This is a genomic window from Burkholderia sp. B21-005, assembly GCF_020843965.1.
In the GTDB taxonomy this organism is placed as follows: domain Bacteria; phylum Pseudomonadota; class Gammaproteobacteria; order Burkholderiales; family Burkholderiaceae; genus Burkholderia; species Burkholderia ambifaria.
This window is the reverse complement of record NZ_CP086301.1, coordinates 3349821-3369385: the sequence shown is the minus strand read 5'-3', so window position 1 is coordinate 3369385 and position 19565 is coordinate 3349821. Positions and strand designations below refer to the sequence as shown.

Annotated in this window: 18 protein-coding genes and 1 pseudogene; 16 read left to right on the top strand and 3 right to left on the bottom strand. The window is 67.7% G+C overall.

Going from position 1 to position 19565, the window contains the following annotated elements; translation table 11 throughout:
- Window positions 1–65: 65 nt before the first annotated feature.
- The 3 genes from LMA02_RS15670 to flgA all read right to left on the bottom strand — a co-directional run bounded on the left by LMA02_RS15670 (window position 66) and on the right by flgA (window position 2275).
- Complete coding sequence (locus LMA02_RS15670) at window positions 66–506, bottom strand: flagella synthesis protein FlgN (protein WP_006755733.1); 441 nt, start codon at window positions 504–506, stop codon at window positions 66–68.
- Between the two features lie 85 nt (window positions 507–591).
- Entirely contained in the window at window positions 592–924 is a 333-nt protein-coding gene (gene flgM / locus LMA02_RS15665) for a flagellar biosynthesis anti-sigma factor FlgM (protein ID WP_006755734.1), read from the bottom strand.
- Window positions 925–1042: 118 nt separating this feature from the next.
- Complete coding sequence (gene flgA, locus LMA02_RS15660) at window positions 1043–2275, bottom strand: flagellar basal body P-ring formation chaperone FlgA (protein ID WP_228906089.1); 1233 nt, start codon at window positions 2273–2275, stop codon at window positions 1043–1045.
- A 205-nt stretch (window positions 2276–2480) separates the two neighbouring features.
- Here flgA and flgB point away from each other — a divergent pair, with 205 nt between their 5' ends.
- The 16 genes and pseudogenes from flgB (at window position 2481) to LMA02_RS15580 (ending at window position 19551) form a co-directional block, all read left to right on the top strand.
- Window positions 2481–2969 carry a flagellar basal body rod protein FlgB gene (gene flgB, locus LMA02_RS15655; RefSeq protein ID WP_012364906.1) on the top strand — a complete coding sequence of 163 codons (489 nt, stop codon included), beginning with the start codon at window positions 2481–2483 and terminating at the stop codon, window positions 2967–2969.
- 36 nt (window positions 2970–3005) lie between these two features.
- The gene (flgC, locus tag LMA02_RS15650) at window positions 3006–3431 is read left to right on the top strand and encodes a flagellar basal body rod protein FlgC (protein ID WP_006755137.1); all 426 of its coding nucleotides are present in this window, start codon (window positions 3006–3008) and stop codon (window positions 3429–3431) included.
- A gap of 82 nt (window positions 3432–3513) precedes the next feature.
- On the top strand, window positions 3514–4260 hold the full coding sequence (locus tag LMA02_RS15645; protein ID WP_228906087.1) for a flagellar hook assembly protein FlgD: 747 nt from the start codon (window positions 3514–3516) through the stop codon (window positions 4258–4260).
- Between the two features lie 28 nt (window positions 4261–4288).
- A complete protein-coding gene (gene flgE, locus LMA02_RS15640) occupies window positions 4289–5530 on the top strand; it encodes a flagellar hook protein FlgE (protein WP_228906086.1) in 1242 nt (413 codons plus the stop codon).
- A gap of 20 nt (window positions 5531–5550) precedes the next feature.
- A complete protein-coding gene (gene flgF / locus LMA02_RS15635; RefSeq protein ID WP_166726379.1) occupies window positions 5551–6309 on the top strand; it encodes a flagellar basal-body rod protein FlgF in 759 nt (252 codons plus the stop codon).
- A 35-nt stretch (window positions 6310–6344) separates the two neighbouring features.
- Window positions 6345–7133, top strand: a complete 789-nt coding sequence (gene flgG / locus LMA02_RS15630; protein ID WP_006755141.1) for a flagellar basal-body rod protein FlgG — start codon at window positions 6345–6347, stop codon at window positions 7131–7133.
- 21 nt (window positions 7134–7154) lie between these two features.
- On the top strand, window positions 7155–7844 hold the full coding sequence (gene flgH, locus LMA02_RS15625; RefSeq protein ID WP_228906084.1) for a flagellar basal body L-ring protein FlgH: 690 nt from the start codon (window positions 7155–7157) through the stop codon (window positions 7842–7844).
- Between the two features lie 5 nt (window positions 7845–7849).
- Window positions 7850–9028, top strand: coding sequence for a flagellar basal body P-ring protein FlgI (locus LMA02_RS15620; RefSeq protein ID WP_228906082.1), 1179 nt, complete (start codon window positions 7850–7852; stop codon window positions 9026–9028).
- On the top strand, window positions 9029–10021 hold the full coding sequence (gene flgJ, locus LMA02_RS15615) for a flagellar assembly peptidoglycan hydrolase FlgJ (RefSeq protein WP_228906075.1): 993 nt from the start codon (window positions 9029–9031) through the stop codon (window positions 10019–10021).
- 209 nt (window positions 10022–10230) lie between these two features.
- On the top strand, window positions 10231–10986 hold the full coding sequence (locus LMA02_RS15610) for a flagellar brake protein (protein WP_105831955.1): 756 nt from the start codon (window positions 10231–10233) through the stop codon (window positions 10984–10986).
- A 192-nt stretch (window positions 10987–11178) separates the two neighbouring features.
- Complete coding sequence (flgK, locus tag LMA02_RS15605) at window positions 11179–13176, top strand: flagellar hook-associated protein FlgK (protein WP_228906073.1); 1998 nt, start codon at window positions 11179–11181, stop codon at window positions 13174–13176.
- Window positions 13177–13198: 22 nt separating this feature from the next.
- Window positions 13199–14440 (top strand): flagellar hook-associated protein FlgL, encoded by a 1242-nt coding sequence (flgL, locus tag LMA02_RS15600; RefSeq protein WP_228906071.1) that lies wholly within the window; start codon window positions 13199–13201, stop codon window positions 14438–14440.
- A 259-nt stretch (window positions 14441–14699) separates the two neighbouring features.
- Complete coding sequence (locus tag LMA02_RS15595) at window positions 14700–16004, top strand: solute carrier family 23 protein (protein WP_006760170.1); 1305 nt, start codon at window positions 14700–14702, stop codon at window positions 16002–16004.
- Between the two features lie 319 nt (window positions 16005–16323).
- Window positions 16324–18080 (top strand): annotated as a pseudogene (locus LMA02_RS35565) (type VI secretion system Vgr family protein); the annotation flags it as partial.
- Window positions 18081–18794 carry a DUF2345 domain-containing protein gene (locus LMA02_RS35560; protein WP_228907655.1) on the top strand — a complete coding sequence of 238 codons (714 nt, stop codon included), beginning with the start codon at window positions 18081–18083 and terminating at the stop codon, window positions 18792–18794.
- A 4-nt stretch (window positions 18795–18798) separates the two neighbouring features.
- Window positions 18799–19551 carry a DUF4123 domain-containing protein gene (locus LMA02_RS15580; RefSeq protein ID WP_228906069.1) on the top strand — a complete coding sequence of 251 codons (753 nt, stop codon included), beginning with the start codon at window positions 18799–18801 and terminating at the stop codon, window positions 19549–19551.
- The last annotated feature ends 14 nt before the right edge of the window (window positions 19552–19565 follow it).

Here is a 19565-nt window from a genome sequence, read left to right as displayed (position 1 = left end):
CGGCGCGTCGGAGCGCCGGCGTGATCGGTACGTCGGAGCGTTGGCGTGATCGGTACGTCGATGCTTCAGCGCATCAGCGCCGACACGCGCCCGTCGGGCCCGTAGACGCCGGCCGGCGCGGGGGCCGAGCGCAGCACCGCGAGCGCGCGCTCGTTGTAGTCCATCCGGATCCGGATCAGCATCCCGTTGGTCGCATTGGCCTGGCGCGCGCGTTCGGCGGCCTGTAGCAGCAGCTGCCAGCGGCCCGCGAGGCGTGCATCGCGCTCGGCGGCCTGGTCCATGCCTTTCTTGCCGGCCGGAAAGCCGAGCGCGGACAGCTGCGTGTCGCGCGTGCGCTCGAGCTGCGCGAGCCGGTCGATCAGCACGCTCTTCTTCTCGACGATGCCGGGCAGCATGTCGAGCGGCTCCGGTGTCGTGAGCGCTTTTTCCTCGTAGGCGAGCAGGGACGCGAACGCTTCGACCGTCGCGTGTTCGTCGTTGACCGTGGCCAGCAGCTCTTCTCTCATCGCGTCATGCTCGTCGCGCCGGCACGCGGTGGCGCATGCCGGCAAACCAGGGGACCGGTCAGGGCGTGACGGGCCCCTGGCCGGCTCAGTTGCCCTGCGAGCGCTGCTGTTGCAGCAGGTCGCGGGCGGTATTCAATACGCCGTCGGCGATCTTGTTCACGTCGATCGTCAGCGTGCCGTCGTTCAGCGCGTCCTTGATCGACTGGACGAGGGCCGTGTCGATGTCGGCGCTGCCCGAGGCCGACTGCGAACGCAGCTGGCCCGACAGACCCGACAGGTTCACGGTCGTGTCGCCGCCGGTCGATCCTGCGTCGGCCGCCTGCGCGGGCGACGACGAAGCCGCGCCGGATTGCGCGCGGGTCGCGCCGTTGCCGGTCGACGCGAGGGGGCTCGGTTTCGGAGTGGAATCGATCTTCACGATGGGTTTCCTGTACGGTATGACCCAGATAACGGCCGGGTCGGCCCGAACTTTAGCATCGTGAGCCCGAAATTCTCCGAATAAACAATTCTTTGCAATCTTGCGGCGGGATCCGCCCCTACAGCGGAATTTCCACGGTCCCGGCGTCCTTGACGATCGCCGTGACGATCTGCCCCGCGGCCATCCTCACCCGCACCGACTGGCCCGGCGCCGCATTCGCGAGCGCGTTGCCCTCGGCCGAGATCGTGAAGCCGGGCCCGGCCGCGACGACCCGCACTGTCTGGCCGGCCGACACCGACGCGGCGCTCTTCAGCATGTCCTGGCGCAGCGGCAGCCCGGCCGAGATCCGGGCCAGCGCGGTCGCGCCGACCGCCTGCGCGGGATCGGTGATCACCGCGAGCGGCAGCACCGTCAGGTCGCCGTCGCGCGCGACGAGGTCGGCCACGGTGAGCGGCTCGCCGGGCGCGATCTGCCGCGCGGCGACGTAATAGGTGGCCTGCACGGCAACCTTCGCCTGCAGGTAGACGGTCCACGGCCGTTCGCCCGCGCAGCGCACGCCGACCGTCGTGCGGCCCCACAGGCGCGCGCCGGTCGGCAGGAACGGCTCGAGCGTCGTGCACGCGGCGAGCCCGCGCGGAAACGCGGCCGCGACGGTCGCGGTGGTCTTGCCCGGCAGGCCCGCGATCTGCTGCTGCAGGAACGCGAGGGCCGTGCGCCGGATCGCGTCGGGGTCCTGCTGGCCGGGCGGCGTCGCCGGCTGGGGCGCAGCCGCCGCCTGGGCCGCGGTGGCGGACGCCATCGGCGCGCGCGGGGCCGGCGCGGCCGGGAGGGGGCGGGCTGACGCGACGCGTGGGGCGATCGCCGCTCGCGCAGGATTCGAGGCCGGGTCGGCCGTACCGGCGACGACGGTCGCGACGGCGCCCGGATCGGCCGCGCGCGGCGCGCCGTAACCGGTGTTCATGCGTGCGGCCGCGTAGACGGGGCGCGGTGCGGGCGCCGGCACGGCGGCCGGCGGCGGGACGTTCGTCACGACCATCGAGCCGGCCGGCTGCGCCGCGTAGCCGGCCGCGGCAGTGCCAGCCGCACCGCCCGCCATCGCCATGCCCGCGCCCGACGCCGCACCCACCGCCGCGCCCGCCACCGTTCCCGCATTCCCGCCGAACTGCCCGCCGCTTGCTGCATTCGCATGCGCGAGCGCCGTCTCGGCCGTCTCGCCGCGTCCGGGGATCACGATCATCCCGTCGTCCGCGTGCGCAACCGGCACCGCGAGCCACAGCGCCGCGGCGAGCGCGAACGCACGCGGCACGCGCGTCCGGCGTCCGTCGTTTCCGCGAAGTGCGCTGCCTGTCATCGCCGTGTCCTCGAAACCGTTGATCCGATTCGCATTCTAGGGAGCGGGGCCGTCGCGCAAACGATGAATAGAGGGGGCCTTTGCCGCGTTATTCGCCCGATTGCCGGTTGCGCGCGACGCCTACCATCGCTGTCATGGAAAAAAGCCCCTTGGGTCGCCATCCGGCGCAACGGGCGTGCAGCGCTTCATACGGAGAGACGCACACATGCTGGACAAACTCGATGCCGAATTCGCGTTCGGCCGACAGGCGCTCGACGTGCGCGCCTATCGGCAGGAACTGCTGTCGTCGAACATCGCGAACGCCGACACGCCGGGCTACCAGGCCCGCGACGTCGATTTCGCGTCGACCCTCGCGCGCTCGCTGAAGCAGACCCACGGCGGCCTCGCGCCGAGCAACGCCGCGCAGCTGCCGATGGCGCAGCCGGCCGGCGTGGCGAGCGGGATGACGATGGTGTCGACGGCGCCGGGCCACATGGCCGGCACCGCGAAGCTGATTCCCACGGGCGGCCCGGCCGACGACTACGGTCGTTCGCAATACCGGATGCCGCTGCAGCCGTCGCTCGACGGCAACACGGTCGATCTCGACGTCGAGCGCGTGCAGTTCGCGAACAACGCGCTGCACTACGAAACCGGGATGACCGTGATGACCCAGCAGATCAAGGCGATGATCGCCGCGATCTCGACGAACTCGTAAGCGCGCGCCGCTTTCGTACCCGAACAAGGAGCCTCCATGCCCTCGTTGATGAACATCTTCGGCGTCGCCGGTTCGGCGCTGTCCGCGCAATCGCAGCGCCTGAACGTCACCGCGTCGAACCTCGCGAACGCCGACAGCGCGACCGGCCCCGACGGCAAGCCGTACAAGGCCAAGCAGGTCGTGTTCGCGACCGACCCGATGGGCGGCGCGCGCACTGCGTCCGGCCAGGGCGTGGGCGGCGTGCGCGTGACGAAGGTGATGGACGATCCGTCGCCGATGAAGTCGACCTACGACCCGGCGAACCCGTCCGCCGACGCGAACGGCTACGTGCAGATGCCGAACGTCGATCCGGTGCAGGAGATGGTGAACATGATCTCGGCGTCGCGCTCGTACCAGGCCAACGTCGAGACGCTGAACACCGCGAAGACGCTGATGCTCAAGACGCTGACGATCGGCTCGTAAGCCGCGCCGGGCGAGCTTCGACATCGAGGCACCGAGACATCGAGACCCCAGACCCGACAGTTCCGACACAAGGCCATTCAGGATGACATCCACCAGCACGACGATCGGCAGCAACGGCACCAACGTGTCGACCCTGCCGACCGACACGATGAACACCAGCAACGTGTCGACGACCGGCACGTCGGCGAGCGACCTGCAGGCGACGTTCCTGAAGCTGCTCGTCACGCAGCTGCAGAACCAGGATCCGACGAGCCCCGTCGACAGTTCGCAGATGACGTCGCAGCTCGCGCAGATCAACACGGTGAGCGGCATCGCGCAGCTGAACACGTCGCTCACGTCGCTGTCGAGCCAGCTCGCGGCGGGCCAGCAGACGCAGGCCGCGCTCCTGATCGGCACGAACGTGCTCGCACCGGGCAACGGCGTCGCGGTGAAGGGCGGCGCGGCGTCGCCGTTCGGCGTGTCGCTCGCGAACGACGTGTCGAACCTGACGATCACCGTGAAGAACAGCTCGGGCGCCGTCGTCAACACGATCAACGCGGGCAAGCAGTCGGCCGGCACGGTGCCGTTCAACTGGACGCCGACCGACGCAGCGGGCAACGCGCTGCCGGACGGCAAGTACACCGTGAGCGCGCAGTACACGGGCAGCGACGGCAAGACGTATGCGCCGACCGTGCTCGCGGCCGCGCAGGTACAGAGCGTGATCAAGCAGGCGGACGGCACGGCGGGGCTCGTGCTGTCGAACGGCACGACCGTGGGGCTCACCCAGGTCGCGTCGATCTTCCCGAACACCGCATCGTCGTCGTCCTCCGACGCCACCACCACCAACTGATCCAGCTTTCTCGAAAACGGAGACCGAAATGGGTTATCAACAGGGTCTGAGCGGCCTCGCCGGCGCATCGAACGCGCTCGACGTGATCGGCAACAACATCGCGAACGCGAACACGGTCGGCTTCAAGTCGAGCACCGCGCAGTTCTCCGACATGTACGCGAACTCGATCGCGACGTCGGTCAACACGCAGATCGGGATCGGGACGGCGCTCGCGTCGGTACAGCAGCAGTTCGGCCAGGGCACGATCAATACGACGAACTCGTCGCTCGACGTCGCGATCAACGGCAACGGCTTCTTCCAGATGTCGAACAACGGCGTGACGACGTACTCGCGCGACGGCACGTTCCAGCGCGACAAGAACGGCTACATCGTCAACGCGCAGGGCCTGAACCTGATGGGCTACCTGGCCGACAAGAACGGCGTGGTGAACACCGCGCAGACCGTGCCGCTGCAGGCGCCGACGACCAACATCTCGCCGACCGCCACGACCAAGATCACCGGCCAGTTCAACCTGAACTCGCAGGACAAGGTGCCGACCAAGACGCCGTTCGACGCGACCGACACCTCGACGTACAACTATTCGACGTCGGTGCAGGTGTACGACTCGCTCGGCGGCTCGCAGGCGGTCAACATGTACTTCGTGAAATCGGCGGCGGGCACGTGGGAAGCGTACGCGGGCGTGCAGGGCGGCGCCACGACCGACCTCGGCACGGTCACGTTCGATTCGTCGGGCGCGATCAAGAGCACGACGACGGGCACGCCGGCCGTGCCGACCACGTCGGTCGGCCAGTTCCAGTTCACCGTGCCGACCACCGACGGCTCGACGACGCCGCAGCCGCTCACGCTCGACCTGACCGGCACCACGCAATTCGGCGGCAAGGACGGCGTGAACAACCTCGCGCAGGACGGCTATGCGAGCGGCACGCTGACGACCTTCTCGATCGGCTCGGACGGCAAGCTGACCGGCAACTACTCGAACGGCCAGACGGCGGTGCTCGGCCAGATCGCCATCGCGAACTTCAACAACCCGAACGGCCTCGTCAACCTCGGCGGCAACCAGTACGCGGAAACGGCCGCGTCGGGCGTGCCGCAGATCTCGGCGCCGGGCAGCACCAACCACGGCACGCTGCAGGGCAGCGCGCTCGAGAACTCGAACGTCGACCTGACGTCGCAGCTCGTCAACCTGATCACCGCGCAGCGCAACTACCAGGCGAACGCGCAGACGATCAAGACGCAGCAGACCGTCGACCAGACGCTCATCAACCTGTAACGCGCGGATAACCGGCAGCCATGGACCGACTGATCTACACGGCGATGACGGGCGCGTCGCAGTCGCTCGACCAGCAGGCGATCGTCGCGAACAACCTCGCGAACGCGTCGACGACGGGTTTTCGCGCGCAGCTCGCGACCTACCGCGCGGTGCCGATGAATTTCGGCGACGGCAGCACGAGCGACCCGACGACGACGCGCACCTACGTGCTCGCGTCGACGCCCGGCGCGGACTACGCGCCGGGTCCGATCACGCGCACCGGCAACCCGCTCGACGTCGCCGTGCAGGGCGCGGGCTGGCTGTCGGTGCAAACGGCCGACGGCAGCGAGGCGTACACGCGCGCCGGCAACCTGCACGTCGATGAAAACGGCCAGCTCGTCAACGCGAGCAACCTGCCGGTGATCGGCAACGGCGGCCCGATCTCGGTGCCGCCGAACGCGGAAGTGACGATCGGCAAGGACGGCACGGTGTCCGCGCTGATGCCGGGCGACCCGCCGACGGCGGTCGCGATCGTCGACCAGATGAAGCTCGTGAACCCCGATCCGGCCACGCTCGCGCGCGGCAACGACGGGCTGTTCCGCACCGCCGACGGCAATCCGGCCGACAGCGACCCGAGCGTGGTCGTCACGCCGAATTCGCTCGAAGGCAGCAACGTGAATCCGGTGACCGCGATGGTCGCGATGATCGACAACGCACGGGCGTTCCAGCTGCAGTCGAAGCTGATCCAGACGGCCGACCAGAACGAGCAGTCGGCGAACCAGCTGCTCAACTTCAGCTGAGCGGCACGGCCCTCGCTACCAGGAGAAGATTCAACATGAACCGTTCGCTCTACATTGCCGCCACCGGCATGAATGCGCAGCAGGCGCAGATGGACGTGATCTCGAACAACCTCGCGAACACCAGCACGAACGGCTTCAAGGCGTCGCGCGCGGTGTTCGAGGATCTGCTGTACCAGACCATCCGCCAGCCGGGCGCGAACTCGACGCAGCAGACCGAACTGCCGTCGGGCCTGCAGCTCGGCACCGGCGTGCAGCAGGTCGCGACCGAGCGCCTGTACACGCAGGGCGGCCTCACGCAGACCGGCAACTCGAAGGACGTCGCGATCAACGGCGCGGGCTTCTTCCAGGTGCTGATGCCGGACGGCACGAATGCGTACACGCGCGACGGCTCGTTCCAGACCAACGCGCAGGGCCAGCTCGTCACGTCGAGCGGCTACCAGATCCTGCCGGCGATCACCGTGCCGCAGAACGCGCAGTCGCTGACGATCGGCAAGGACGGCGTCGTGTCGGTCACGCAGCCGGGCTCGAGCAACGCGGTGCAGATCGGCTCGCTGCAGATCGCCACCTTCATCAACCCGGCCGGCCTCGAGGCGAAGGGCGAGAACCTGTTCGCCGAAACCACCTCGTCGGGCGCGCCGAACGTGGCGCAACCGGGCCTGAACGGCGCGGGCGTGCTCAATCAGGGCTACGTCGAGGCATCGAACGTGAACGTCGTGCAGGAGCTCGTCAACATGATTCAGACGCAGCGTGCGTACGAGATCAACAGCAAGGCCGTGACGACGTCCGACCAGATGCTGCAGACCGTCACGCAGATGAAGAGCTAACCGGAAAGTCCAGTCGTCGCCATGAAGCAGGTTCGCCTCCTCCCGTCAGCCCCCGTGCGCGCCGTGTGCGCGCTCGCGGTGGCCGCGCTCGCCGGCTGCGCGCAGATTCCGCGCGATCCGATCATCCAGCAGCCGATGACGGCGCAGCCGCCGAGGCCGATGTCGATGCAGGCGCCCGGCTCGATCTACAACCCGGGCTACGCGGGCCGGCCGCTGTTCGAAGACCAGCGGCCGCGCAACATCGGCGACATCCTGACGATCATGATCGCGGAGAACATCAACGCGACCAAGTCGTCGGGGGCGAACACCAACCGGCAGGGCAACACCGACTTCAGCGTGCCGACGGCCGGCTTCCTCGGCGGGCTGTTCGCGAAGGCGAACATGTCGGCGGCCGGCGCCAACAAGTTCGCGGCGACGGGCGGCGCGAGTGCTGCGAACACGTTCAACGGCACGATCACCGTGACCGTCACCAACGTGCTGCCGAACGGCAACCTCGTCGTCAGCGGCGAGAAGCAGATGCTGATCAATCAGGGCAACGAGTTCGTGCGCTTCTCGGGGGTCGTCAACCCGAACACGATCTCGGGCGCGAACTCGGTCTACTCGACGCAGGTCGCCGACGCGAAGATCGAATACTCGTCGAAGGGCTATATCAACGAAGCCGAGACGATGGGCTGGCTGCAGCGCTTCTTCCTCAACCTCGCACCGTGGTGATGACGATGTCGCAGCCTCTTTTCCACCGACTGTCGTCCCGCGCGCAGGCCGTCGCGCGGATCGCCGCCGCGCTCGTGCTGGCGGCCTGCGCGTTCGGCGCGCCGAGCGCGCACGCGGAACGCCTGAAGGATCTCGCGCAGATCCAGGGCGTGCGCGACAACCCGCTGATCGGCTATGGCCTCGTCGTCGGCCTCGACGGCACGGGCGACCAGACGATGCAGACGCCGTTCACGACGCAGACGCTCGCGAACATGCTCGCGAACCTCGGCATCTCGATCAACAACGGGTCGGCCAACGGCGGCCCGTCGTCATTGAGCAACATGCAGCTGAAGAACGTCGCGGCCGTGATGGTGACCGCCACGCTGCCGCCGTTCGCGCGGCCGGGCGAGGCGCTCGACGTGACCGTGTCATCGCTCGGCAACGCGAAGAGCCTGCGCGGCGGCACGCTGCTGCTCACGCCGCTGAAAGGCGCGGACGGGCAGGTGTATGCGCTCGCGCAGGGCAACATGGCGGTCGGCGGCGCGGGCGCGAGCGCGAACGGCAGCCGCGTCCAGGTGAACCAGCTCGCGGCCGGCCGCATCGTCGGCGGTGCGATCGTCGAGCGCTCGGTGCCGAACGCGATCGCGCAGATGAACGGCGTGCTGCAGCTGCAACTGAACGACATGGACTACGGCACCGCGCAGCGGATCGTGTCCGCGGTCAATTCCAGCTTCGGCCCGGGCACCGCGACGGCGCTCGACGGCCGCACGATCCAGCTCGCCGCGCCGGCGGATTCCGCGCAGCAGGTCGCGTTCATGGCGCGCCTGCAGAACCTCGACGTGAGCCCGGACAAGGCCGCCGCGAAGGTCATCCTGAACGCGCGCACCGGCTCGATCGTGATGAACCAGATGGTGACGCTGCAAAGCTGCGCGGTCGCGCACGGCAACCTGTCGGTGGTCGTCAACACGCAGCCGGTGGTGTCGCAGCCGGGGCCGTTCTCGAACGGGCAGACGGTGGTCGCGCAGCAGTCGCAGATCCAGTTGAAGCAGGACAACGGGGCGCTCAAGATGGTGACGGCCGGCGCGAGCCTCGCCGACGTCGTGAAGGCGTTGAATTCGCTCGGCGCGACGCCGGCCGACCTGATGTCGATCCTGCAGGCGATGAAGGCGGCCGGTGCGCTGCGCGCGGACCTGGAGGTGATCTAAATGGCAGCGAACCTTCCCGACGCGAACGATCTCACGCAGCGCTTCGCCCTCGACGTGCAGGGCTTCGACGCGCTGCGCGCGCAGGCGAGGCAATCGCCGCAGGCCGGCGCGAAGGCGGTCGCGGGCCAGTTCGACGCGATGTTCACGCAGATGATGCTCAAGAGCATGCGCGACGCGACGCCCGACGGCGGGCTGCTCGATTCGCACACGTCGAAGATGTACACGTCGATGCTCGACCAGCAGCTCGCGCAGCAGATGTCGAAGCGCGGGATCGGCGTCGCCGATGCGCTGATGAAGCAGCTGATGCGCAACGCGGGGCAGGGCGGCGACACGGCGGCCGACGCCGGCGCGGACGGGCTCGGCGCGGTGGGCCTGGGCGCGGCCGGCGCCGGCACGTCGGGCAACGAAGGCAGCCTCGCCGCGATGAATGCGATGGCGAGGGCGTATGCGAACGCGGCGAACAACGGCGGGCTCGCCGGCGCACGCGGCTACTCGGCCGGCAGCGCGCTCACGCCGCCGGTGAGGGGCGCGAGCGGCGTGCAGGACGCCGACGCGTTCGTCGACCGGCTCGCCGCGCCGGCGCAGGCGGCGAGCGCGAGCACCGGCATCCCGGCGCGCTTCATCGTCGGCCAGGCCGCGCTCGAATCGGGCTGGGGCAAGCGCGAGATCCGCGCGAGCGACGGCTCGACGAGCTACAACGTGTTCGGCATCAAGGCGAACAAGGGCTGGACGGGCCGCACGGTGTCGGCGCTGACGACCGAGTACGTGAACGGCACGCCGCGGCGCGTCGTTGCAAAGTTCCGCGCGTATGATTCGTACGAGCATGCGATGACCGACTATGCGAACCTGCTGAAGAACAACCCGCGCTACGCGGGCGTGCTGAGCGCGAGCCGCAGCGTCGAGGGTTTCGCGCACGGGATGCAGAAGGCCGGCTATGCCACCGACCCGAATTACGCGAAGAAGCTGATCTCGATCATGCAGCAGATCGGCTGACGGGCAGGCCCCGTCCGCCGTCTTTCGGACCGCGCCCGGCACCCCGCCGCGCGCGGTTTCAACGTTTGCGCGAAAAATATCGGCAATTCGATCTAAACTTTCGGTGAGCACTGCCGCTAAGTGTGTGAGACCTGCTACCGGGCCCTGTTCTGGCCCGGTTTTACTGCGCACCGGTCGTCCGGGCGCCCTGACAAGAAAACCGGCTAGCCATGAATATCGAAACGTCGACCGATCCGAGCCTGGATGCGGGCCATTCCGGGCCTGACTACGCCCGCCGCAATCCGCTGGAGATCGGTGTGCAGCTGCGCAATCTCGTGAACCGCGGCGACTTCCTGACGGTCCAGTACCCAGGCGGCCAGCTCGTCACGCGCCTGCTCGAGGTCGACGTCGGCGCGCGCACGTTCACGTTCGACTGGGGCGCGCTGTCCGAGCAGAACGCCAGCATCCTCGCCGCGTCGCACTGCACGTTCTCGGCCGCGCCGGAGGGCGTGCGCGTCGAATTCACCACGAACACGCCGCGCGAGACGCGCTACGAGGGGCTGCCCGCGTTCGTCGCCGATTTCCCCGACGTGCTGATGTGCATCCAGCGCCGCGAGTACTTCCGCGTCGATGCGCCGATCGTCGATCCGTTTCTGTGCCGCGGCACGCTGCCGGACGGCGAGAGCTTCGTGTTCGAGGTGCATAACCTGTCGCTCGGCGGCGTCGGGTTGCGCACGGCCGACGAGCGCGTCGAGGCGCTCGAGGTCGGCACGCTGTTGCCGGACGTCGAGCTCGAGCTGACCGGCCACGGCAAGCTGTCGCTCGAGCTGCGCCTCGTGTCGCAGCGTTCGACGCAGATGCCGAACGGTTCGCGGCGCTACCAGCTCGGCTTTCGCTTCATGTCGCTGCCGGGCAGCGCGGAGAACACGCTGCAGCGCCTGATCACGCAGCTCGAGATGAAGCGCCGCTCGCTCGCGCGGGCCTGACGCACCCCCTCGCGGCCCCGCTCGGGGCCGCCTTCGCACCGGCGCCGGCAGCGTCCGCCGGGGCCCTCGACCGGCGACGCGCGAGCGCGCGTCGCGCGTGCATTTTTTCCTCAATTTTTTCGATCCGCGGCCGTTATACCGGGAGTCACGCAACCCGGCGGCCGCAGCGCGGCCGGCTCATCAGGATCGCGCATGCCCAACACACTCATGAACCTCGGCGTCAGCGGCCTCAATGCCGCGCTCTGGGGCCTCACGACGACCGGTCAGAACATCAGCAACGCCGCGACGCCCGGCTATTCGGTCGAGCGCCCCGTTTATGCCGAGGCGAGCGGCCAGTACACGTCGAGCGGCTACATGCCGCAGGGCGTGAACACCGTCACCGTGCAGCGGCAGTACAGCCAGTACCTGAGCGACCAGCTGAACAGCGCGCAGTCGCAGGGCGGCGCGCTGTCGACGTGGTATTCGCTCGTCGCGCAGCTGAACAACTACGTCGGCAGCCCGACGGCCGGCATCTCGACCGCGATCACCGGCTATTTCACCGGGCTGCAGAACGTCGCGAACAATGCGTCCGATCCGTCGGTGCGGCAGACCGCCATCAGCAACGCGCAGGTTCTCGCCGACCAGCTGAAGGCGGCTGGCCAGCAGTACGATGCGCTGCGCCAGAGCGTCAACACGCAGCTCACCAGCACCGTGTCGCAGATCAACACGTACACCGCGCAGATCGCGCAACTGAACCAGCAGATCACGGCGGCGGGCAGCCAGGGGCAGCCGCCCAACCAGCTGATGGACCAGCGCGACCTCGCGGTGTCGAACCTGTCGAGTCTCGCCGGCGTGCAGGTCGTGCGCAACGACAGCGGCTACAGCGTGTTCCTCGCGGGCGGCCAGCCGCTCGTCGTCGCCGACAAGAGCTACCAACTCGCGACGGTCACGTCGCCGTCCGATCCGAGCGAACTGACCGTCGTGTCGCAGGGGATCGCCGGCGCGAACCCGCAGGGCCCGAACCAGGCGCTGCCGGATGCGTCGCTGTCGGGCGGCACGCTCGGCGGCCTGCTCGCGTTCCGCAGCCAGACGCTCGACCCCGCGCAGGCGCAGCTCGGCGCGCTCGCGACCAGCTTCGCCGCGCAGGTCAACGGGCAGAACGCGCTCGGCATCGACCTGTCGGGCAAGCCGGGCGGCAACCTGTTCACGGTGGCGAACCCGGCCGTCTATTCGAACCAGGGCAATACCGGCAACGCATCGCTGTCCGTCTCGTTCGCCAACGCAGCGCAGCCGACGACGAGCGACTACACGCTGTCGTACGACGGCACCAACTACACGCTGACCGACCGCGCGAGCGGGTCGGTGGTCGGCCAGTCGACATCGATGCCGGCGTCGATCGGCGGGCTGGCCTTCTCGTTCGCGTCCGGCTCGATGAATGCCGGCGACCAGTTCACCGTACTGCCGACGCGCGGCGCGCTGAACGGCTTCGGCCTCGCGACGACGAGCGGTTCGGCGATCGCGGCCGCGTCGCCGGTGGTCGCGGCGGCGTCGAGCACCAACCTCGGCACGGGCAAGATCACGCAGGGCGCGGTGAGCGCCGGCTACCAGGTCCCGACGACGCCGACCAAGCTCACCTACGACGCGGCGTCGAAGTCGCTGTCGGGCTTCCAGGCCGGCACCACGGTGACGATCGCGGGCACGCCGCCCACCTCGGTGACGATCACGAGCCCGACCGACAGCGTGCCGTACGACGCGACGGCCGGCGCGAAGCTGACGATCATGAGCACCACGCAGCCGGCGCCGGCGGGCGTGATGAACGGCGTGACCGTCACGCTGTCCGGCGCGCCGTCGGACGGCGACGCGTTCACGATCGGACCGTACGCGGGCGGCACGAGCGACGGCTCCAACGCGCTCGCGCTGTCGCAGCTCGTCACCGCGAAGTCGCTCGGCGGCGGCACGACGACGCTGACCGGCGCGTATGCGAACTACGTGAACGGCATCGGCAACACGGCGAGCCAGCTGAAATCGTCGAGCGCCGCGCAGACCTCGCTGGTCGGCCAGATCACGACCGCGCAGCAGTCGGTGTCGGGCGTGAACCAGAACGAGGAAGCGGCGAACCTGATGCAGTACCAGCAGCTTTACCAGGCGAACGCGAAGGTGATCCAGACGGCGGCGACGCTGTTCCAGACCGTGCTCGGCCTGTTCAACTGACCGGATTCGAGGAATAGAAGCGATGCGAATTTCCAGCGCCCAGTTCTTTCAGCTGAACGTTTCCCAGATGAACGATCAGCAGGCGCAGCTCGCGCAGCTGTACCAGCAGATCGCGAGCGGCGTGAGCCTGCAGACGCCGGCCGACAACCCGGTCGGCGCGGCGCAGGCCGTGCAGTTGTCGATGACGTCGGCGACGCTGTCGCAGTACGCGACCAACCAGAACGCGGCGCTTGCGTCGCTGCAGGCCGAGGATCAGGCGCTGCAGAGCGTGAGCGGCGTGCTGACCAGCGTGCAGACGCTCGTCGTGCGTGCCGGCGACGGCTCGCTGGCCGACAGCGACCGCTCGGCGCTCGCGACGCAGCTGCAAGGCTATCGCGACCAGCTGATGACGCTCGCGAACTCGAACGACGGGGCCGGCAATTACCTGTTCGCCGGCCTGAACAATTCGTCGGCGCCGTTTACCAGCAGCCCGAACGGCAGCGTCAGCTACGTCGGCGACTCGGGCACGCGCCAGGTGCAGATCGCCGATTCGAGCAGCGTGGCGCAGGGCGACACCGGTTCGGCGGTGTTCATGTCGGTGTCGTCGCTCGGCAGCGCACCGGTGCCGTCGGCCGGCGCCGCCAACACGGGCACCGGCACGATCACCGCGGTGACGGTCACGAGCCCGTCGGCCGCGACCAACGGCCATCAGTTCTCGATCGCGTTCGGCGGCACGGCCGCCGCGCCGACCTACACGGTGACCGACAACTCGGCCAAGCCGCCGACCACCACGGCCGCGCAGGCGTACACGGCGGGCTCGGCGATCGCGCTCGGTGGCGGGATGACGGTGGCGGTGTCGGGCACGCCGGCCGCCGGCGACACGTTCGCCGTGACGCCCGGCCCGCAGGCGAGCGGCGGCGCGGACGTGTTCTCGACGCTCGACTCGATGATCTCGGCGCTGAAGACGCCCGTGACCGGCAACCCGGTCGCTGCCGCGGCGCTGTCGAACGCGCTGATGACGGGCTCGATCAAGGTCGGCAACACGATGCGCAACGTGACGACGATCCAGGCGTCGGTCGGCGGGCGCGAGCAGGAGGTCAAGGCGATGCAGGCCGTCAACCAGACCGCGTCGCTGCAGACCACCAGCAATCTGACGGACCTGACCAGCACCAACATGACGACGACGATCAGTCAGTACCTGCAGGTGCAGAACGCGCTGACCGGCGCGCAGAAGGCCTACGTGCAACTGCAGAACCTGTCGCTGTTCCAGTACATCAATCCGTGATGTCCGCGGCGCCCGCTGCGATGTGAGCGCCCGCTTACATCGCGCGGCGCGCCGGCCGGTCGCCGCAGGCCACGGCGCACGGCCACGGCTGCGGCCGGCCTGCACGCCATCGCGCCGGCCCGGTGTCCATCCCCACGGGCGCGGCCGTCGCACCGGCGGATCGCGCTTGCCAGCCCCATTTCCGCTCCGTAAACTCGCGCCAGATTCCAGACCGGCGCACCGTCCGCAGCCGGCGTTCGACAGGAGCCCTTTTTTCCCCATGTCCGATTCCTACTTCCCGCGCTGGCGGGTGCAATCGACCGGCGCGTCGCGCGTGGTCGGCCCCGACGAACGCCTCGCGTGGCCGCAGATGGTCGCGATGGGCGTGCAGCACGTCGTCGCGATGTTCGGCTCGACCGTGCTCGCGCCGCTGCTGATGGGCTTCGACCCGAACCTGTGCATCTTCATGTCGGGCATCGGCACGCTGCTGTTCTTCGTGCTGGTCGGCGGCCGCGTGCCGAGCTACCTTGGCTCGAGCTTCGCGTTCATCGGCCTCGTGATCGCGGTGACGGGCTACGGCGGCAGCGGCCCGAACCCGAACATCGCGGTCGCGCTCGGCGGGATCGTCGCGTGCGGCGTCGTGTACGTCGCGCTTGGCGCGCTGGTGCAGGCGATCGGCACGCGCTGGATCGAGACGCTGATGCCGCCCGTCGTCACCGGCGCGGTGGTCGCGGTGATCGGGCTGAACCTCGCGCCGATCGCGGTCAAGGGCGTGTCGGCCTCGACGTTCGACTCGGTGATGGCGCTCGTCACGGTGCTGTGCGTCGGCGGCGTCGCGGTGTTCGCGCGCGGGATGATGCAGCGCCTGCTGATCCTCGTCGGGCTCGCGATCGCGTATGCGCTCTACGCGATCGCGACCAACGCGATGGGCCTCGGCAAGCCGATCGACTTCTCGATCGTCGCGCATGCCGCGTGGTTCGGCGTGCCGGCTTTCCGTGCGCCCGTCTTCGATCCGCACGCGATGCTGATGCTCGCGCCGATCGCGGTGATCCTCGTCGCAGAGAACCTCGGCCACATCAAGGCCGTCAGCGCGATGACGGGCCACAACCTCGACCGCTATGTCGGCCGCGCGTTCATCGGCGACGGGCTCGCGACCATCGTGTCGGGCAGCGTCGGCGGCACGGGCGTGACCACCTACGCGGAGAACATCGGCGTGATGGCCGTCACGCGGATCTATTCGACGCTGGTGTTCGCGGTCGCCGCGCTGATCGCGATCGGGCTGGGCTTCTCGCCGAAGTTCGGCGCGGTGATCCAGACGATTCCGGGCCCGGTGCTCGGCGGCGTGTCGATCGTCGTGTTCGGGCTGATCGCGGTGACGGGCGCGCGGATCTGGGTCGTCAACAAGGTCGACTTCTCCGACAACCGCAACCTGATCGTCGCGGCCGTCACGCTGGTGCTCGGCGCCGGCGACTTCTCGCTGAAGATCGGCGGCTTCGGGCTCGGCGGGATCGGTACCGCGACGTTCGGCGCGATCATCCTGTACGCGATCCTGCGCAAGGAAAAGGAACCGGGCCCGGTGGTCTGATTTGGGTGCGGGCGGTGCAATGCCGCCCGCTGGCAACATTCGTTCACTATGTCGGATAGCGCGTTGCCGTTCCCACATCCGATGGTGACCCGGCGCCTGCGGCACGATACTGCGTGCGCGCCCACTCCAGCCGCTTATCCGCCGTCCAACATTCCTGACAGTTCTGCCGTGGGCCCTCGAGAGGCTTTGTGGTATACGTCTGACCTTATCGCGGCAGGTCGGGGCGGACACTAGCATTGTGAGTTCGACTTTGCTGGCGCATTCCAGGGCGCACGGGCGGCCCCGCGGCACTTCGCGCCCGATTCGAGGGACAAGAACAATGCAGAAGACAGCACAAGCCCTGAGAGAACTTGCGCTGGGCCCGCAGCACAACCGGCAAGTGCAGATCAGCTTTCCGGACGATGACGCGCCTTACAGAATCCTGTTGCCGAACGTATTCGAGGCGTCTGAAGCGCTATCGCAGGATTTTGCGTACAAGATCGAAATCCTGTCGGATAACGACCACCTTGCGCCGAAGGATTTCATCAACAAGCGTGTGACCATCAGCGTGGCACGCGGCGACGGAAGCCGACGATATTTTAACGGCCATATCTTCGCGTTCCGGCACGTTCGCACGGACGGCGGCTGGGTGTTCTACGAGGCACACGTAGGGCCGTGGCTGCGTTATCTGAAATACAGCCAGCACAACCGCCTGTTCCTCGATCAGAACCTGCATGACCAGACAGCGACCGTTCTTCAGGAATACGGTGTGTTACCCGAATGGGCGTGGCAGGTCGGTGAGGACGATCCGCGCATGACGATGGCCTGCCAGTTCGACGAAGACGACCACAATTACCTTCATCGGCGCTGGGAGCACGCGGGCTATCTGTACTGGTACGAACACACGGCCACGGCGCACAAGTTGACTGTCTCCGATCCGACGCGCCCCGCGCCCACGATCGATGGTAGCAGTCATGAAATCCGCTTCCACAACGGCATGGGCGCGGAGGAATCGGACAGCATTCTGAGCTGGTCCCCGTTCCAGCAGACCACATCGACGCATGCGGAACTATCCCGTTTCGACTTCAAGAGCCCGACGCCGACTCGCTTCAGACGAGCCTGTTGAACCCCGAATCCACGCTACCGCAACTCGAATGGAACGAGTACGTCGGAGCATACGGTTATCGGAACATGGAACACGGGTACCAGATTGCCAATCGCCGGATGGAGGAAATCGAAGCGAAGATCAAGCGCTTCGACGCGAAGGGCAACAATCGCTTCGTGCAGCCGGGGCGCTGGTTCCGGCTGACGGACCGCTATGGCTCGGCATTCAGCCGCGATCAAAGCGACGATGAATACCTGATCGTGTCGGTCAGGCACGTTGCGACGAACAACTATCTGCAGGACACGGGTGTGCTGGCGGAATACCGCAACGAATTCTCGTGTGTTCCGAGGGCGACCCCGTGGCGACCGGGGCGCGGCTTCAACAGCGTCGACACGAAGATCCTCGCACCGCAGACGGCGACGGTTGTTGGCCAATCCGGTACGAGTATTCATACCGACGAACACGGTCGCGTCCTGATCCAGTTCCATTGGGACCGCGACGGCAAGTACTCGACATGGGTGCGGGTCGCAAGCGGCTGGGCCGGTGGCGGGCAGGGTATGGCGGCGCTGCCCCGCATCGGCTCCGAGGTCATCGTGCAATGGCTCGATGGCAATCCGGACCACCCGATCATTACGGGACGCGTGATGAACGCGCGTAACGTACCGTCGTGGAAGCTGCCGGACGAGAGTGCGCTGATGGGCATTCGCAGCCGGGAGTTGAACGGGGCGGACGGAAATGCATCGTCCGGCCGCAGCAACCACCTGATTTTCGATGACACGGCGAACGCCATTCAGGCACAGCTTCGGTCCGACCATGCGGCCAGCCAGCTTTCGCTCGGCAAGATCACGCGGATCGAGGATTGGCAGGGGCGCAAGGATGCCCGTGGCGAGGGCTTCGAGCTGCGTACGGATGAGATCGGCGCGATCCGCAGCGGGAAGGGCATGGTGATCAGCACGGAGGTGCGTCCGGCCGCGCAGGGGCATCTCTCGGACGTGAGCGAACCGGCAGCGCGCCTGACCAAAGCGCAAACGTTACACGCGCAGTCGGCCAAGCTCGCGCAGCACTATCAGGCACAAGACAGCGGAGCGGGCCAGACGCCGATCGCCGACGCGCTGAAGTCGCAGGTGGACGGCATCCAGGGCGCGGGGGCGACGGGCAGCAGCGGCAAGGGCGATTTCCCGGAACTCAACGAAGCGCACCTGTTGCTGGCAGGTGCGGCCGGCATCGCCGTCACGACGCCCGCGACCGCGCACGTCACGGGCGGACAGCACGTGGCTGTCACGGCCGGTGACAGCGTATCGGTCGCGACCGGCAAATCGTTCTTCGCTAGCGTCTCCGACAGGTTTTCGCTGTTCGTGCACAAGATGGGGATGAAGCTCATCGCGGCGAGCGGCAAGGTTCAGGTGCATGCGGAAAACGACGAGCTGGAGCTGCTGGCGAAGAAGGTCCTGTCGATTATCAGCACGACAGACTGGATCAACATCACGGCGAAGCAGGGGATTCGCTTGACGGCTGGTAACAGCCAGTTCGAGGTCAGCGCGAAAGGCATCGTTGGTTATACGCCCGGCGAGAACAAGGTGCACGCGGGCAGTCACGATACGGTCGGGCCGCAGAGCGTGCCGGCCAAATTCCCCGGCAACGATCTGTGCGCGCCAGTTGCGCAGGACGCCGCGCAAAGCGGTCAGGCGTCGGTTGCTCTCTCCTAACCCGATGAACGTCGCTACCACTCCCATGCTGCCTGTTGACGAATCCGCTGCGCCGTTGATGCAAGGCTTTCTGCTGGTTGAGCCTACGATGCTCATTCACACACCAGACCTTGCAGCGCTGGATATGCGCCCTTGTACGCCACGCGTGCTCGCACATCGCGAAGAGTTGATGCCGCGCCTGATCGATCTCGGGGCGCTCGATCCGCAGAATCGGCATATCGCCCTTGAGTGTTGGCGGGAAGAGGTCGAGACCGAGCGGCCGCCTGTCGTGTGCGCGTGGCTCGATACCCCGGCCAGTGTCGATACGCTGGTCGAACACATCGCCCATTATTTGGTAGGCCCCGGCGCGCACGGCCAATCGGTGTTCTGGCGGTATTACGATCCGCGCGTTCTCAGTTTGACGCTCGCGGTTCTCGAACCGGCCCAACGCCGCGCCTTGTTCGGACCGGTCAGCGCTTGGCAGTTCGCTTGGGCGGGCTACCGTTGGTCCATCGCCGTCCCAGAAGCGAAGGCTGAACCCGACGATCAACCCAACGGCTGGCCGCGTCCGGATCAATGGCCGCGCCTAAATCGCAGCGAGGTTGCCGAGCAAGTGCGTCAGCGACTGCCCGCGCTAACGGTTAATCAAGCCGCGCATTTGCCGGCCGCGATCGATCAGGCGTTGCTGCACGCGGTAGAGAGTCACGATGCCACGAACACCGACGCGTTAGTGGAACAGGTCGTACCGCGTCTACAGCAAGAATTGATAGCCGCATAACACCCGCATCCCAT

Excerpts from the sequence above, each read along its gene's own strand:
- LMA02_RS15670 (WP_006755733.1), bottom strand. The coding sequence starts at position 506 with ATGAGAGAAGAGCTGCTGGCCACGGTCAACGACGAACACGCGACGGTC.
- flgA (WP_228906089.1), bottom strand. The coding sequence starts at position 2,275 with ATGACAGGCAGCGCACTTCGCGGAAACGACGGACGCCGGACGCGCGTG.
- flgB (WP_012364906.1), top strand. The coding sequence starts at position 2,481 with ATGCTGGACAAACTCGATGCCGAATTCGCGTTCGGCCGACAGGCGCTC.
- flgC (WP_006755137.1), top strand. The coding sequence starts at position 3,006 with ATGCCCTCGTTGATGAACATCTTCGGCGTCGCCGGTTCGGCGCTGTCC.
- LMA02_RS15645 (WP_228906087.1), top strand. The coding sequence starts at position 3,514 with ATGACATCCACCAGCACGACGATCGGCAGCAACGGCACCAACGTGTCG.
- flgE (WP_228906086.1), top strand. The coding sequence starts at position 4,289 with ATGGGTTATCAACAGGGTCTGAGCGGCCTCGCCGGCGCATCGAACGCG.
- flgF (WP_166726379.1), top strand. The coding sequence starts at position 5,551 with ATGGACCGACTGATCTACACGGCGATGACGGGCGCGTCGCAGTCGCTC.
- flgG (WP_006755141.1), top strand. The coding sequence starts at position 6,345 with ATGAACCGTTCGCTCTACATTGCCGCCACCGGCATGAATGCGCAGCAG.
- flgH (WP_228906084.1), top strand. The coding sequence starts at position 7,155 with ATGAAGCAGGTTCGCCTCCTCCCGTCAGCCCCCGTGCGCGCCGTGTGC.
- LMA02_RS15620 (WP_228906082.1), top strand. The coding sequence starts at position 7,850 with ATGTCGCAGCCTCTTTTCCACCGACTGTCGTCCCGCGCGCAGGCCGTC.
- flgJ (WP_228906075.1), top strand. The coding sequence starts at position 9,029 with ATGGCAGCGAACCTTCCCGACGCGAACGATCTCACGCAGCGCTTCGCC.
- LMA02_RS15610 (WP_105831955.1), top strand. The coding sequence starts at position 10,231 with ATGAATATCGAAACGTCGACCGATCCGAGCCTGGATGCGGGCCATTCC.
- flgK (WP_228906073.1), top strand. The coding sequence starts at position 11,179 with ATGCCCAACACACTCATGAACCTCGGCGTCAGCGGCCTCAATGCCGCG.
- flgL (WP_228906071.1), top strand. The coding sequence starts at position 13,199 with ATGCGAATTTCCAGCGCCCAGTTCTTTCAGCTGAACGTTTCCCAGATG.
- LMA02_RS15595 (WP_006760170.1), top strand. The coding sequence starts at position 14,700 with ATGTCCGATTCCTACTTCCCGCGCTGGCGGGTGCAATCGACCGGCGCG.
- LMA02_RS15580 (WP_228906069.1), top strand. The coding sequence starts at position 18,799 with ATGAACGTCGCTACCACTCCCATGCTGCCTGTTGACGAATCCGCTGCG.